This is a genomic window from Herbaspirillum lusitanum P6-12 (genome assembly GCF_000256565.1).
Classification (GTDB): domain Bacteria; phylum Pseudomonadota; class Gammaproteobacteria; order Burkholderiales; family Burkholderiaceae_D; genus Herbaspirillum; species Herbaspirillum lusitanum.
The window spans coordinates 1-12970 of the sequence record NZ_AJHH01000167.1; the positions used below are offsets into that span (position 1 = coordinate 1).

Annotated in this window: 9 protein-coding genes and 1 pseudogene; 7 read left to right on the forward strand and 3 right to left on the reverse strand. The window is 61.8% G+C overall.

Annotated elements, in window-relative coordinates:
• Nucleotides 1-51 precede the first annotated feature (51 nt).
• Nucleotides 52-1722, reverse strand: a complete 1671-nt coding sequence (gene ilvD, locus HLUSI_RS0105675; RefSeq protein WP_029363171.1) for a dihydroxy-acid dehydratase — start codon at nucleotides 1720-1722, stop codon at nucleotides 52-54.
• A 209-nt stretch (nucleotides 1723-1931) separates the two neighbouring features.
• On the opposite strand from ilvD, the gene HLUSI_RS0105680 reads away from it, so the two are divergent.
• Together HLUSI_RS0105680 and lgt are read left to right on the forward strand one after the other, a co-directional pair.
• Complete coding sequence (locus tag HLUSI_RS0105680; protein WP_016833051.1) at nucleotides 1932-2837, forward strand: LysR family transcriptional regulator; 906 nt, start codon at nucleotides 1932-1934, stop codon at nucleotides 2835-2837.
• 46 nt (nucleotides 2838-2883) lie between these two features.
• A complete protein-coding gene (gene lgt / locus HLUSI_RS0105685; RefSeq protein WP_016833052.1) occupies nucleotides 2884-3696 on the forward strand; it encodes a prolipoprotein diacylglyceryl transferase in 813 nt (270 codons plus the stop codon).
• 132 nt (nucleotides 3697-3828) lie between these two features.
• Here lgt and eda read toward each other — a convergent pair whose 3' ends face one another.
• Together eda and edd are read right to left on the reverse strand one after the other, a co-directional pair.
• The gene (gene eda, locus HLUSI_RS0105690; protein WP_016833053.1) at nucleotides 3829-4452 is read right to left on the reverse strand and encodes a bifunctional 4-hydroxy-2-oxoglutarate aldolase/2-dehydro-3-deoxy-phosphogluconate aldolase; all 624 of its coding nucleotides are present in this window, start codon (nucleotides 4450-4452) and stop codon (nucleotides 3829-3831) included.
• A pseudogene (gene edd, locus HLUSI_RS27190) lies at nucleotides 4449-6298 on the reverse strand (phosphogluconate dehydratase). Before edd ends, eda begins: the two are co-directional and overlap by 4 nt.
• 261 nt (nucleotides 6299-6559) lie before the next feature.
• Here edd and pgi point away from each other — a divergent pair.
• The 5 genes from pgi to tal all read left to right on the forward strand — a co-directional run bounded on the left by pgi (nucleotide 6560) and on the right by tal (nucleotide 12943).
• Entirely contained in the window at nucleotides 6560-8218 is a 1659-nt protein-coding gene (gene pgi / locus HLUSI_RS0105700) for a glucose-6-phosphate isomerase (protein ID WP_029363172.1), read from the forward strand.
• A gap of 47 nt (nucleotides 8219-8265) precedes the next feature.
• Nucleotides 8266-9735 carry a glucose-6-phosphate dehydrogenase gene (gene zwf, locus HLUSI_RS0105705; protein WP_029363173.1) on the forward strand — a complete coding sequence of 490 codons (1470 nt, stop codon included), beginning with the start codon at nucleotides 8266-8268 and terminating at the stop codon, nucleotides 9733-9735.
• 68 nt (nucleotides 9736-9803) lie between these two features.
• On the forward strand, nucleotides 9804-10658 hold the full coding sequence (locus tag HLUSI_RS0105710; protein ID WP_016833056.1) for an SIS domain-containing protein: 855 nt from the start codon (nucleotides 9804-9806) through the stop codon (nucleotides 10656-10658).
• Between the two features lie 64 nt (nucleotides 10659-10722).
• Complete coding sequence (locus tag HLUSI_RS0105715) at nucleotides 10723-11952, forward strand: AGE family epimerase/isomerase (protein WP_016833057.1); 1230 nt, start codon at nucleotides 10723-10725, stop codon at nucleotides 11950-11952.
• 55 nt (nucleotides 11953-12007) lie between these two features.
• Entirely contained in the window at nucleotides 12008-12943 is a 936-nt protein-coding gene (gene tal / locus HLUSI_RS0105720; protein ID WP_016833058.1) for a transaldolase, read from the forward strand.
• Nucleotides 12944-12970 lie beyond the last annotated feature (27 nt).

The following is a 12970-nucleotide window of genomic DNA, read 5'->3' on the forward strand; positions in this document are numbered from 1 at the left end:
CCGGATCGCTCCGGCTTTTTTACTACTTGCGCATGGCATTGAAAACCGCCATCAGCCGGTAACGGCGCCCTTGCTGGCAGTCGACGCCAACGTCGCGTACTTGGCCAATACGCCGCGCGTGTAACGCGGCGCCGGTTGCTTCCAGTGGCTGCGGCGGCGCTCGATTTCAGCGTCGTCGACATTAAGCTGGATCAGCAACTGGCGCGCATCGATGGTGACCGAGTCGCCCTCTTCCACCAGACCGATGACGCCGCCGACGAACGCTTCCGGCGCCACGTGACCGACCACCATGCCCCAGGTGCCGCCGGAGAAACGGCCGTCGGTGATCAGTCCGACCGATTCGCCCAGGCCCTTGCCGATCAGCGCGGAAGTCGGCGCCAGCATTTCCGGCATGCCGGGGCCGCCCTTCGGTCCCAGGTAGCGCATCACGAGCACGTCGCCCGGCTTGATCTTGTCGGCCAGGATGGCGTCCATGGCGCTGTATTCATCGTCGAACACACGGGCCGGGCCGGTAATGACCGGATTCTTGAGGCCGGTGATCTTGGCCACGCAGCCTTCCGGCGCCAGGTTGCCCTTGAGGATGGCCAGATGGCCTTGCTTGTACAGCGCCTTGTCGATCGGACGAATGACGTCCTGGTCGGCGCGCAGCCCAGGGATATTCGCCAGTTCTTCGGCCAGCGTCTTGCCGGTGATGGTCAGGCAGTCGCCATGCAGCAGGCCGGCTTCGTGCAACACCTTCAGCACTGCCGGGATGCCGCCGGCCTTGTGCAGGTCGGTGGCGACATATTTGCCGGACGGCTTGAGATCGCAGATGACCGGGACTTTCTGGCGCACGCGCTCGAAGTCGTCGATGGTCCATTCGACTTCCGCCGCGTGGGCGATGGCCAGGAAGTGCAGCACGGCGTTGGTGGAGCCCCCGGTCGCCATGATCAGCGAGACGGCGTTCTCGATCGACTTGCGCGTGATGATGTCGCGCGGCTTGATGTCCTTCTTGACGGCTTCGACCAGCACGCGCGCCGACTCGGCGGCGGAGCCGGTCTTTTCGTCGTCGGGGTTGGCCATGGTCGAGGAGTAGAACAAGCCCATGCCCAGCGCTTCGAACGCCGACGACATGGTGTTGGCGGTGTACATGCCGCCGCAGGAACCGGACGAAGGACAGGCGTTACGCTCGATGCCGTCGAAGTCTTCCTGCGACATGCGGCCGGCGGAGAATTCACCGACGGCTTCGAAGGCCGAGACGATGGTCAGGTCCTTGCCTTTCCAGTTGCCTGGCTTGATGGTGCCGCCGTAGACGTAGATGCCCGGCACGTTAGTGCGCGCCAGCGCGATCATGCCGCCCGGCATGTTCTTGTCGCAGCCGCCGATGACGACGACGCCGTCCATCCACTGGCCGTTGACCGCCGTCTCGATGCAGTCGGCAATGACTTCGCGCGAAATCAGCGAGTACTTCATGCCTTCCGTGCCCATCGACATGCCGTCGGAAATGGTCGGCGTGCCGAACACCTGCGGATTGGCGCCGGCCTGCTTGATCGCGGAAATCGCCACGTCGGCCAGCTTTTGCAGGCCGGAGTTGCAGGGTGTGATGGTGGAATGACCGTTGGCGATGCCGATCATCGGCTTGTCGAAGTCTTCCTTTTCATACCCGAGGGCGTAATACATCGAGCGATTGGGGCTACGCGAAACGCCTTGGGTAATGTTCTTTGAACGGCGGTTGAATGACATTGCTGGTCTCCTGGAGGAATTCAAACTGAGTGAACTGAGCCGAAATAGGTGTGGGCAGGCTCGCACCAGAAGCGAAACTGGCGCGAACCTGTCCGATTGTTCGATGATGGCGCGGACGCGGTTCTGGCTGCCGGTTAGAGTGCCTTGCGCGATGCCTGCTGTCAAATATATGATTCATTACCGATAAATATGGATTGCATATTACTAGAATGAATACCGAGTCCCGCCTGGAGCTGCGCCAACTGCGCTATTTCGTCGCCGTTGCCGAAGAAAAACACTTCGGCCGCGCGGCCATCCGGCTGCATATGACGCAACCGCCGTTGTCGCAAACCATCCAGGCGCTGGAAGAAATGCTGGGCACGCCGCTGTTTGCCCGCACCAAGCGCAGCGTCGCGTTGACGCCGGCCGGGCTGGCCCTGCTGCCCGAAGCGCAGCGCCTCCTGCAACAGGCGAGCGCACTGCCCGACCTGGCGCGACGTGCCGCCAGCGGTGCTTCCGGACTGCTCTCATTGTCATTCATCTCGACTGCCGACTACAGCATCTTGCCGCCGCTGCTGCAGCGCTTCCGCGCACGCTATCCGCAGGTGCAGATCGACCTGCGCGAAGCCACCACCGACATCCAGCTGGAAGACCTGATGCAGGGCAAGATCGACGCCGGCCTGCTGTTGCCGCCGCTGCCGGACAAATCCAAGGCCGCGCTCGATTACCTGCCGCTGCTGTCGGAACCGCTGGTGGCCGCGGTCCCGAGCGGCGTGGTGCGCGGCAAGAACGCCGTAGCGCTCAAAAGCCTGCGCGAGCTGCCCCTGATCATTTTCCCGCGCCGCATTTCGCCCGCCTTTCACGACACCATCCTGAGCTGCTTCCGTGATGCCGGCGTGACGCCGCACATCGGCCAGGAAGCGATCCAGATGCAGACCATCGTCGGCCTGGTGTCGGCTGGCATGGGCATGGCACTTGTGCCACAATCCGTGTCTAACCTGCAGCGTCCCGGCGTCGATTACCGCCCGCTGAGCGGCAAGACGCCCCTGATTGAAACCGGGCTGGCCTGGCGACGCGACAGTGCGTCGCCGGTGCTGCGCGCGTTTCTTGACATGGTGGCGTCACCGCCGGCCTGAGCCGGTTTGCCACCTTCATCACCTACTATCGTTTGAAAGAATTTCCATGCTGATCCACCCGATGCCCGACCCGATCGCCTTTTCCATCGGCCCGCTGCAGGTGCACTGGTACGGCCTGATGTATCTGCTGGCGTTCGCCCAGTTCATCGCGCTGGGCCGCCTGCGCATCAGACAACCGCACATCGCCGCGGTCGGCTGGAAGAAGGAAGACCTCGACGACATGCTGTTCTACGGCGTCCTGGGCGTGGTCATCGGCGGGCGTCTCGGCGAAGTCCTGTTCTATAACCCGAGCTACTATTTCGCCAATCCGGCCGACATCATCGCGGTATGGAAAGGCGGCATGTCCTTCCACGGCGGCTTCCTCGGCGTAATGATCGCAATGTACATCTGGGGTCGCAAGCGCGGTCGCCATCTGATGGACATCATGGATTTCATCGCGCCGATGGTGCCGCTGGGCTATGCAGCCGGCCGCCTCGGCAACTTCATCAACGCCGAACTGCCGGGCCGCGTGGCTGATGCCTCGCTGCCGTGGGCCATGATCTGGCCCAACGTCGACAACCTGCCGCGCCATCCTTCGCCGATCTACCAGATGCTGGTCGACGGCATCCTGCTGTTCGTCATCCTGTGGTTCTTCTCGCGCAAGCCGCGCCCGCGCATGGCGGTGGCCGGCATGTTCTCGCTGCTGTATGGCTGCGCACGCTTCTTCACCGAATATTTCCGCACCCCGGACTACAACGTCAGCTTCGGCGGCATCACGATTTCAGCGGGACAGATGCTGTCGGTGCCGATGATTATTCTCGGCATCGTGTTGCTGGTGGCGGCGTATAAGAAAAAGAGCGCGGCGGTGTCGCCGGTGTGAGCCGGAAACTGGAGTTGAAGCCCGCATAAAAATCTGCCGCTGCAAACGACAACGCCCTTGCTCGAATCAGCAAGGGCGTTGTGCATTATGACGCTGCGCTACCGCGAAAGCGCCACCGGGATTACATGAGGATTACAGACGCAGTGCGCTGGCCGCCTTGGCCAATGCGGTGATCTTGTGCCAGTCGCCGATTTCGATGGCGTTCTTCGGCGTCAGCCAGGAACCGCCGACGCAGGCGACGTTCTTGCAGGCTAAAAATTGCGGCGCGGTCTCTTGCGAGACGCCGCCTGTCGGGCAGAACGTGACGTCGCCCAGCGGACCGGCAATCGCGTTGAGCATGCCGATGCCGCCTGCCTGCATCGCCGGGAACAATTTCAACTGGCGGAAACCGGCTTCGCGCGCCGCCATCACTTCCGACGGCGTCATCACGCCCGGCAGCAAAGGCAGGCCGCTGGACTTGGCGGCGGCGATCAGCGCTGCCGTCAGGCCGGGCGAGACGCCGAATACGGCGCCGGCATCGCGCGAGGCGGTGAATTCTTCCGGGCTGGTCAGGGTGCCGACGCCGACGATGGCGTCAGGCACCTGTTCGGCGATGGCGCGGATCGCAGGCAGACCGTGTTCGGTGCGCAGGGTCACTTCGAGCACGCGGATGCCGCCCGCCACCAGCGCCTTGGCCAGCGGCACGGCGTGTTCCAGTTTGTCGATGGCGATCACGGGGATGACCGCCGAAGTACGCATGATTTCCAGGATATTCATACTGTCGCTTTCTCATTTTCGAGGATTGGAGGCAGACCAAAGCTGGTGCCGCCCTCTTCTGCCGCGCTCACATTGGCGCGGAACACGCCGAACAATTCACGGCCCATGCCGGTCTGGTTGCCTGCCAGGTTGGCGGTATCCGATGTGCGTGCAGCCCATTCGGTTTCCGACACCAGCGCTTCCAGGATGCCGGCTTCGGCGTCCAGACGAATCATATCGCCAGTCCGCACAAAACCCAACGGTCCGCCGGCCAGGACTTCCGGCGTCACGTGGATCGCCGCCGGCACTTTGCCCGATGCGCCCGACATGCGCCCGTCGGTGACCAGCCGTGGCGGCCCTTGTCCTGCAGGATGCCCAGCGCCGGCGTCAGCGCATGCAGTTCCGGCATGCCGTTGGCGCGCGGCCCCTGGAACGTCAGGACGGCGACGAAATCCTTGTCCAACTCACCGGCCTTGAAGGCCTTCATGAAGGCTTCCTGTGAATGGAACACGATGGCCGGCGCCTGTACGGCGCGGTGCTCGTGCTTGACTGCCGAGACCTTGATGACCGAGCGGCCCAGATTGCCTTGCAACAGCTTCAGACCGCCATCTGCCGAGAACGGGTTGGTCGCGGGACGCAACACGGTATCGTCGCCGCTGTCTTTCGGCGTCGCCTTCCAGGTAACCTTGCCGGCATCGTCGAACAATGGTTCGGTGGCGTGGGCGCGCAGGCCCTGGCCCAGGATGGTCATGACGTCGTCATGCATCAGACCGGCGTCGATCAGCTCGCGCAACACGAAACCGGTGCCGCCGGCGGCGTGGAAATGATTGACGTCGGCAGTGCCATTCGGATAGATGCGCGTGACCAGCGGCACGACCGAGGACAGCTTGGAGAAATCATCCCAGTCGATCACCAGGCCGGCGGCCTTGGCGATGGCGACCAGATGCAGCGTGTGATTGGTAGAGCCACCCGTCGCCAGCAGCGCGACGATGGCGTTGACGATGGACTTCTCGTCGACCAGGCGGCCGACCGGTGTGTACTGCTGGCCTTGCGCGGTAATCTTCAGCGCCTGTTTGGCGGCGGCGGCGGTCAGCGCGTCGCGCATCGGCGTGTTCGGGGTGATGAAGGCGGAACCGGGCAAATGCAGGCCCATCGCTTCCATCAGCATCTGGTTGCTGTTGGCGGTGCCGTAGAAGGTGCAGGTGCCGGCATCGTGATACGACTTCGATTCGGCTTCGAGCAATTCGGCGCGGCCGATCTTGCCTTCTGTATACAACTGGCGGATCTTGACCTTTTCACTATTGGTCATGCCGCTGGTCATCGGACCGGCGGGAACAAATACCGCCGGAATGTGGCCGAAGTGCAATGCGCCGATCAGCAGGCCGGGTACGATCTTGTCGCACACGCCCAGGTACAGCGCGGCGTCGAACATGTTGTGCGACAGCGCGACTGCGGTGCCCATGGCGATGGCGTCGCGCGAGAACAGCGACAGCTCCATGCCGGTCTGGCCTTGCGTGATGCCGTCGCACATGGCGGGCACGCCGCCGGCGAACTGCGCCACGCCGCCGTCTTCACGCACCGCGTCGCGGATGATTTGCGGGTAGCGCTCAAAAGGTTGATGTGCCGACAACATGTCGTTGTACGACGAAACGATGGCGATGGAAGGCGCACGATCCTGCTTCAGTTTGAGCTTGTCGTTGGCGGGAAAAGCGGCGAAGCCGTGCGCCAGGTTGGTACACGACAGCGCTCCGCGTTGCACACCTTCATGACGCGCGGCCTCAAGGCGGGCGAGATAGGCGGTGCGATAGGGCCGACTACGTTCGGCGATGCGTCGCGTGACGCTGGCTAAGGTAGCGTTGAGAGACATGTTGGGTTCCTGATAGCGTTAACAAATGTAATTTTACTACAAAATTTTAAATAAAACTCCTTCTTTCGCTTGTTTTATCTGGCTACATTTAATTGAAACCATTTTGCATTTTCAAGCACTAACGACTGTAAACAGGCGCTGTACGAGATACTATCGGCATTCCACGGCAATTAATATTGTAGTGAAATTACCATAAAAGTAGTAAATCCTGTATAGTAAAGATTCTTCCATACCCGTTACTTTCAGCCAAGATTGCAGAACATGCCGCATACAGCACTTACCGCGACCGCAGCCTTCCAAGCACTTTTGTCTCACCATGCCGAGGTCCGCGACCGGCACATGCGCGACCTGTTCGCCGCCGACCCCCAACGTTTCGACCACATGACCGTCAAGGCTGCCGGCATCCTGTTCGATTACTCCAAAAACCGTGTCGACAATACTACGCTCAAGTTGCTGTTCGAGCTGGCGCGCGAACGTGGCGTGGAGCGGCAACGCGCCGCCATGTTCAACGGCGAGAAGATCAATTTCACAGAACACCGCGCAGTCCTGCACACTGCCCTGCGCGCACCGCGCGGTCAGGCCCTGCAAGTTGATGGACAGCACATCGGCGCCGACGTTCATGCGGTTCTGGATCGCATTCACGGCTTCACCGAACGCGTGCGCGAAGGCCAGTGGCTGGGCCTGAGCGGCAAACCGATCACCGACATCGTCAACATCGGCATCGGCGGCTCGCATCTGGGTCCGCAAATGGCCTGCACGGCGCTGCGCACCTTCGCCCATCCGCGCCTGACGATGCACTTCGTCTCCAACGTCGACGGCCATGATCTGCACGATGCGCTACAGCGCGTTGACGTCGAGACAACATTGTTCATCGTTGCCTCCAAGACCTTCACCACGCAGGAAACCATGATGAACGCCGGCTCGGCGCGCGACTGGTTCCTGCAACGCGCGGGCGTGGACGATCTGGCAAAGCACTTCGTCGCTGTCTCGACAAACACGGAAGCCGTACGCGCCTTCGGCATCGATACCGACAACATGTTCCCGTTCTGGGACTGGGTCGGCGGACGCTATTCGATGTGGTCGTCGATCGGCCTGTCGATTGCGCTGGCGATCGGCTTCAAGAATTTCAGCGAGCTGCTGGCCGGCGCCCATGCGATGGACAAGCATTTCTGCGAAGCGCCGCTGAAGCAGAACATGCCCATCATCCAGGCGCTGATCGGCATCTGGAACCGCAACTGCTTCAACAGCGAATCGCTGTCGATCGCCCCTTACCATCACGACCTGCGCCACTTCCCCGCTTACCTGCAACAGCTGGAAATGGAAAGCAACGGCAAGCGCATCACGCGCGACGGCAGCGCCGTCGGCGTGGCGACTTGTCCGTTCATCTGGGGCGACGTCGGCACCAACGGTCAACACGCATTCTTCCAGCTGCTGCATCAGGGTACCGACATCACGCCGATCGATTTCATCGCCGTGCTGCACGCAACGCACGACTTGCCGGGCCATCATGCCGTGCTGCTGGCCAATTGCTTTGCGCAGTCGGAAGCCTTCATGCGCGGCAAGCAGGCCGAAGAGGTCCGCGAGGACCTGAAGAAGCTGGGCGTCGATGATGATGAAATCAATTTCCTGCTGCCGCACAAGACCTTCAACGGCAACCGCCCGAGCAATACGCTGCTGCTCGACGCCTTGACGCCGGCCACGCTGGGCGCCCTGATCGCGCTGTACGAGCACAAGACCTTCGTGCAAGGCACGATCTGGGGCATCAACAGCTTCGACCAATGGGGCGTGGAACTGGGCAAGGTGCTGGCCAAGACCATCCAGTCGGAACTGTCGGGCGAAGCGGTGCCGGCGCGACACGACTGCTCCACCAATGCGCTGATTGCGCTGGCGAAGAAGGCCTTGTCCGATACAAAGAATTGATATGCCAATTTACGTTTACCGAACAACAAACCGACAAGAAGACTGCTATGGCTATTTCCGATTTTGACCTGGTTCTATTCGGCGGCACCGGCGACCTCGCCATGCGCAAGCTGTTGCCTGCGTTGTACGCGCGTGACCGTGCCCGCGACCTGGTGCCGAGCGCACGCATCATCTGTATCGGTCGCGACAACAAGAGCAATGAAGACTTCCTGCAAATCGTCGAGAAGAATTCCAAGCCGCACGTCAGCAGCGCCACCCTGGAAGCCGACGTCTGGCAGCGTTTCTGCGGCCGCATCCAATACGTCTCGCTGAACGCCAAGGAACCGGCCACCTACCAGAACCTGGTGGCCGCCATGCGCGACGATCCCGCCATTTCGCGCGTGTTCTACCTGGCCACCCCGCCGACTCTGTTCTCGATGATCTGCGACAATCTGTCGCAAGCCGGACTGGCGACGCCGAATGCACGCGTAGTGCTGGAAAAACCGCTCGGCCACGACCTCGAAAGCGCCAAGGAAATCAACAAGCAGGTCGGCCGCTATTTCAGCGAATCGCAGATCTTCCGCATCGATCACTACCTCGGCAAGGAAGCCGTGCAGAACCTGCTGGCGCTGCGCTTCGGCAATGTGCTGTTCGAACCGCTGTGGCGTCGCGAATGGATTTCCGACGTGCAGATCACCATCGCCGAAGAACTCGGCGTGGGCGGCCGCTTCGATTACTACGACACGTCGGGCGCACTGCGCGACATGCTGCAAAACCATCTGCTGCAGCTGCTCTGCATCGTCGCGATGGAGCCGCCGGTATCGAATTCGGCCGACTCCGTACGCGATGAAAAACTGAAGGTCTTGCGCTCTCTCAAACGCTTTACGCCGAGCACGCTGGCCATGAACGTGGTGCGCGGCCAATATCGCGCCGGCCACGTCAATGGCGTGGCAGTGCCGGGTTATCGCAAGGAAGAAGACGCCAATCCCGATTCGCGCACCGAGACCTTCGTCGCCGTCAAGGCCGAGATCGACACCTGGCGCTGGGCCGGCGTGCCGTTCTACCTGCGCACCGGCAAACGCATGGCCGACAGCCTGGCCGAAATCGTGGTGCGCTTCAAGAGCGTGCCGCATTCGATCTTCGCGCAGAACAGCCGCAGCACGCCGAACTGCCTGGTGATCCGCCTGCAGCCGGACGAAGGCCTGCACATGAACCTGATGGCGAAGACGCCGGGCGACGGCATGCGCCTGAAGCCGGTGGAACTGGAACTGGATTTCCGCGAAAAATTCAAGACACCGCGCATGGAAGCCTACGAGCGCCTGCTGCTCGACGTGCTGCGCGGCCAGCTCACGCTGTTCATGCGCAGCGACGAACTGGAAGCAGCATGGGAATGGGTCGAGCCGATCCTGGAACACTGGGACCAGGAAGAAAGCGATCCGATTCCCTACAGCGCCGGCACCTGGGGCCCGGCCGCAGCCAGCGCGCTGATCGGGCGCGACGGCCTGCAGTGGCGTGAAGAAGCGCTGCCCGAAGTTTAAGTTCCAATCATCCCGCCGAGACGATGACGTCACCGGCGGCATGCCATATCAGAGGCCCGACAAAGTCCATGCTACTCGACTCCATCCGCACGCATATCAATTCGCTCTCCAAATCGGAGAAGAAGGTAGCGGCCGCGATCCTCGCCAATCCGCAACTGGCGCTGCAGGAAAACCTGACCGCGCTGGCGAAGAATGCCGAGGTGTCGGAGCCGACCGTGATCCGCTTCTGCCGCGCCATTGGTTACGAAGGCTGGCATGACTTCAAGCTGAAGCTGGCGCAGAGTCTGGCGCTGGCGCTGCCCGGCGCGGACGAATCGCTGGCGCAGGACGACCTTGCGGTGGACCTGGTCAACAAGATCTGCAGCCGCTCGATCAACACGCTGCTGGACCTGCGCAATCATCTCAATCCGGACGCCATCCAGCTGGCCCTGGACGTGCTGGCGCGGGCCAACAAGATCGAGTTCTACGGCCAGGGGACTTCGGGCATCGTGGCCAACGACGCGCAACACAAATTCTTCCGCTCGGGCGTGCCGACCGTGGCTTACTCCGATCCGCACATCCACAGCATCGCAGCCTCGCTGCTCAAACCCGGCGACGCCGTGGTGGCGATCTCGCAGCGCGGCGGCAACGCCGCGTTGCTGCGCAGCGTGCAACTGGCGCGCAAGGGCGGCGCCGACATCATCGTGCTGGGACCGAGCGGCACGCCGCTGGCTGAACTGGCGACTGTCCTGGTGCCGATCGACCTCAGTTTCAACATCGACCCCTACACGCCGATTTCGGCGCGCCTCGCGCATCTGGTGGTGATCGACATCCTGGCGGTTGGCCTGGCGCTGCGGCGCGGGCCGGAGTTCCGCAAGAAGATGCAGAATGCCCAGAAGTCGCTGCAAAAATTCGACATGCAATTCGATTCGTTCTTCCGCTGATTTTTTTAGTTGATTTTTTTAGCTAACTCTTAATCTTAAGCTGATCTTTACGCCGAGCTTTTCCATGAATTCGACTACGACACAAACCACCCCTTTCCGCACGCCCGCCTTCCTGCACGAGCGCCTGCAACGCGACATCGGTTTCTTCACGCAACACGCGTTCGACCCGGCCGGCGGTTTCTTCCATTACCTCAACGACGACGGCAGCGTGTACGACACCAGCCGTCATCTGGTCAACAGCACGCGCATGGTGTTTTGCCACGCGCTGGCCTACCGGTTCAACGGCAAGGAAGAACATCGCGACGCCGTGCGCCACGGCCTCAAATTCCTGCAGGAACAGCATTGGCAACCGAGCTACGGCGGCTATGCCTGGGTGCTCAAGGACGGCGTGCCGGTCGACCGCACCCAGCATTGCTACGGCCTGGCCTTCGTGCTGCTGGCGTATGCCCATGCGTTTGAAATCGGCGTCGGGGAGGCCCGTGCCCACATCGATGCAACGTTCAACCACATGGAGAAACTGTTCTGGTCGGAGCAGTATGGCCTCTACGCCGACGAAGCAACGCCCGAAGGCGTGGTCTCGGACTATCGCGGCCAGAACGCCAACATGCACAGTTGCGAAGCCTTGCTGGCCGCCTTCGAGGCGACCGGCGAACCGCGCTTCCTGCATCGCGCCGAACGCCTCGCGCGCAACATCACGGTACGCCAGGCGGCACTGGCCAACGGCTGGATCTGGGAACACTACAGCGCCGACTGGAAGATCGACTGGGAATACAACAAGCACGACAATACCAACATGTTCCGCCCCTGGGGCTACCAGCCTGGCCACATGACGGAATGGTCCAAGCTGCTGCTGATCCTCGAACGCCACGCCGAGCACTTGCAGGACGATGCCAGCTGGCTGGCGCCGCGCGCCCGCGCCCTGTTCGACGCCACGATTCCGGTGGCGTGGGATGAAGAGCACGGCGGCCTGTTCTACGGCATCGCGCCCGACAACAGCGTCTGCGACGGCGACAAGTATTTCTGGGTGCAGGCCGAGTCGCTGGCGACCGCCGCCCTGCTGGCGCAACGTACCGGCGAAGACATCTACTGGGAAGTCTACGACCAGCTCTGGCAATACAGCATGCAGCACCTGATCGATCAGGAACGCGGCGGCTGGTATCGCATCCTGCGGCGCGACAATACGCGCTACGGCCCCGAAAAGCCGCCGCACGGCAAGACCGACTTCTATCATCCGCTGGGCGCGTATCTGGAATCGCTCAATGCCATCGGTGCGCCGTTGCCAAAAAAACGGTGAAGCCGACGTCCCACGTTAGAATGTCATTTAGTTCATCACATCGAGATTGATTGCCATGACTCAGCTAGACCAACTCAAGCAATACACCACCATCGTGGCCGACACCGGCGACTTCCAGGCGATGAAGGCATTCGCGCCGCAAGACGCGACGACAAACCCGTCGCTGATTCTCAAGGCCGTGCAAAAGGACGAGTACAAGCCGCTGCTGGAAAAGGTCGTGCGCGAGCATGGCAAGCTGGGCACCGACGGCATCATCGACCAGTTGCTGGTGGCCTTCGGCCTGGAGATTCTGAAGTTGATCCCCGGCCGCGTCTCGACCGAAACCGATGCGCGCCTGTCGTTCGACACCGAAGGCACCATCGCCAAGGGCCGCGCGCTGATCAAGCTGTATGAAGCGGCCGGCATCGGGCGCGAGCGCATCCTGATCAAGATCGCCTCGACCTGGGAAGGCATCCGCGCGGCCGAAGTGCTGGAAAAGGAAGGCATCCGCTGCAACCTGACGCTGCTGTTCTCGCTGCCGCAAGCGATCGCCTGCGCCGAAGCCAGGGTCCAGCTGATCTCGCCGTTCGTCGGCCGCATCTATGACTGGTTCAAGAAATCGTCCGGCCAGGAATATACCGGCGCCGACGATCCGGGCGTGCAATCGGTGCGCAGCATCTACACCTATTACCGCAAGTTCGGCTACGCCACCGAAGTCATGGGCGCGAGCTTCCGCAACACTTCGCAGATCGTCGAACTGGCCGGCTGCGACCTGCTGACCATCAGCCCGGACCTGCTGCAAAAGCTGGCCGAAAGCGATGCGCCGGTGGAACGCAAGCTGAGCAAGGAAGCCGCGCAATCGGCCGACCTCAAGCAAATTTCGCTGGACGAGAAGAGCTTCCGCCTGGCGCTCAACGACGACGCCATGGCATCCGAAAAGCTCGCCGAAGGCATCCGCCAGTTCTGCGCTGATGCCGTCAAGCTGGACAAGATCGTGGATGGCTTGCGCTGATCTTGCTGTCGCAGACGAAAAAAAGGA

What these genes read in the sequence shown, in the direction of transcription:
- ilvD (WP_029363171.1), bottom strand. Translation starts at nt 1,722, where the DNA reads ATGTCATTCAACCGCCGTTCAAAGAACATTACCCAAGGCGTTTCGCGT.
- HLUSI_RS0105680 (WP_016833051.1), top strand. Translation starts at nt 1,932, where the DNA reads ATGAATACCGAGTCCCGCCTGGAGCTGCGCCAACTGCGCTATTTCGTC.
- lgt (WP_016833052.1), top strand. Translation starts at nt 2,884, where the DNA reads ATGCTGATCCACCCGATGCCCGACCCGATCGCCTTTTCCATCGGCCCG.
- eda (WP_016833053.1), bottom strand. Translation starts at nt 4,452, where the DNA reads ATGAATATCCTGGAAATCATGCGTACTTCGGCGGTCATCCCCGTGATC.
- pgi (WP_029363172.1), top strand. Translation starts at nt 6,560, where the DNA reads ATGCCGCATACAGCACTTACCGCGACCGCAGCCTTCCAAGCACTTTTG.
- zwf (WP_029363173.1), top strand. Translation starts at nt 8,266, where the DNA reads ATGGCTATTTCCGATTTTGACCTGGTTCTATTCGGCGGCACCGGCGAC.
- HLUSI_RS0105710 (WP_016833056.1), top strand. Translation starts at nt 9,804, where the DNA reads ATGCTACTCGACTCCATCCGCACGCATATCAATTCGCTCTCCAAATCG.
- HLUSI_RS0105715 (WP_016833057.1), top strand. Translation starts at nt 10,723, where the DNA reads ATGAATTCGACTACGACACAAACCACCCCTTTCCGCACGCCCGCCTTC.
- tal (WP_016833058.1), top strand. Translation starts at nt 12,008, where the DNA reads ATGACTCAGCTAGACCAACTCAAGCAATACACCACCATCGTGGCCGAC.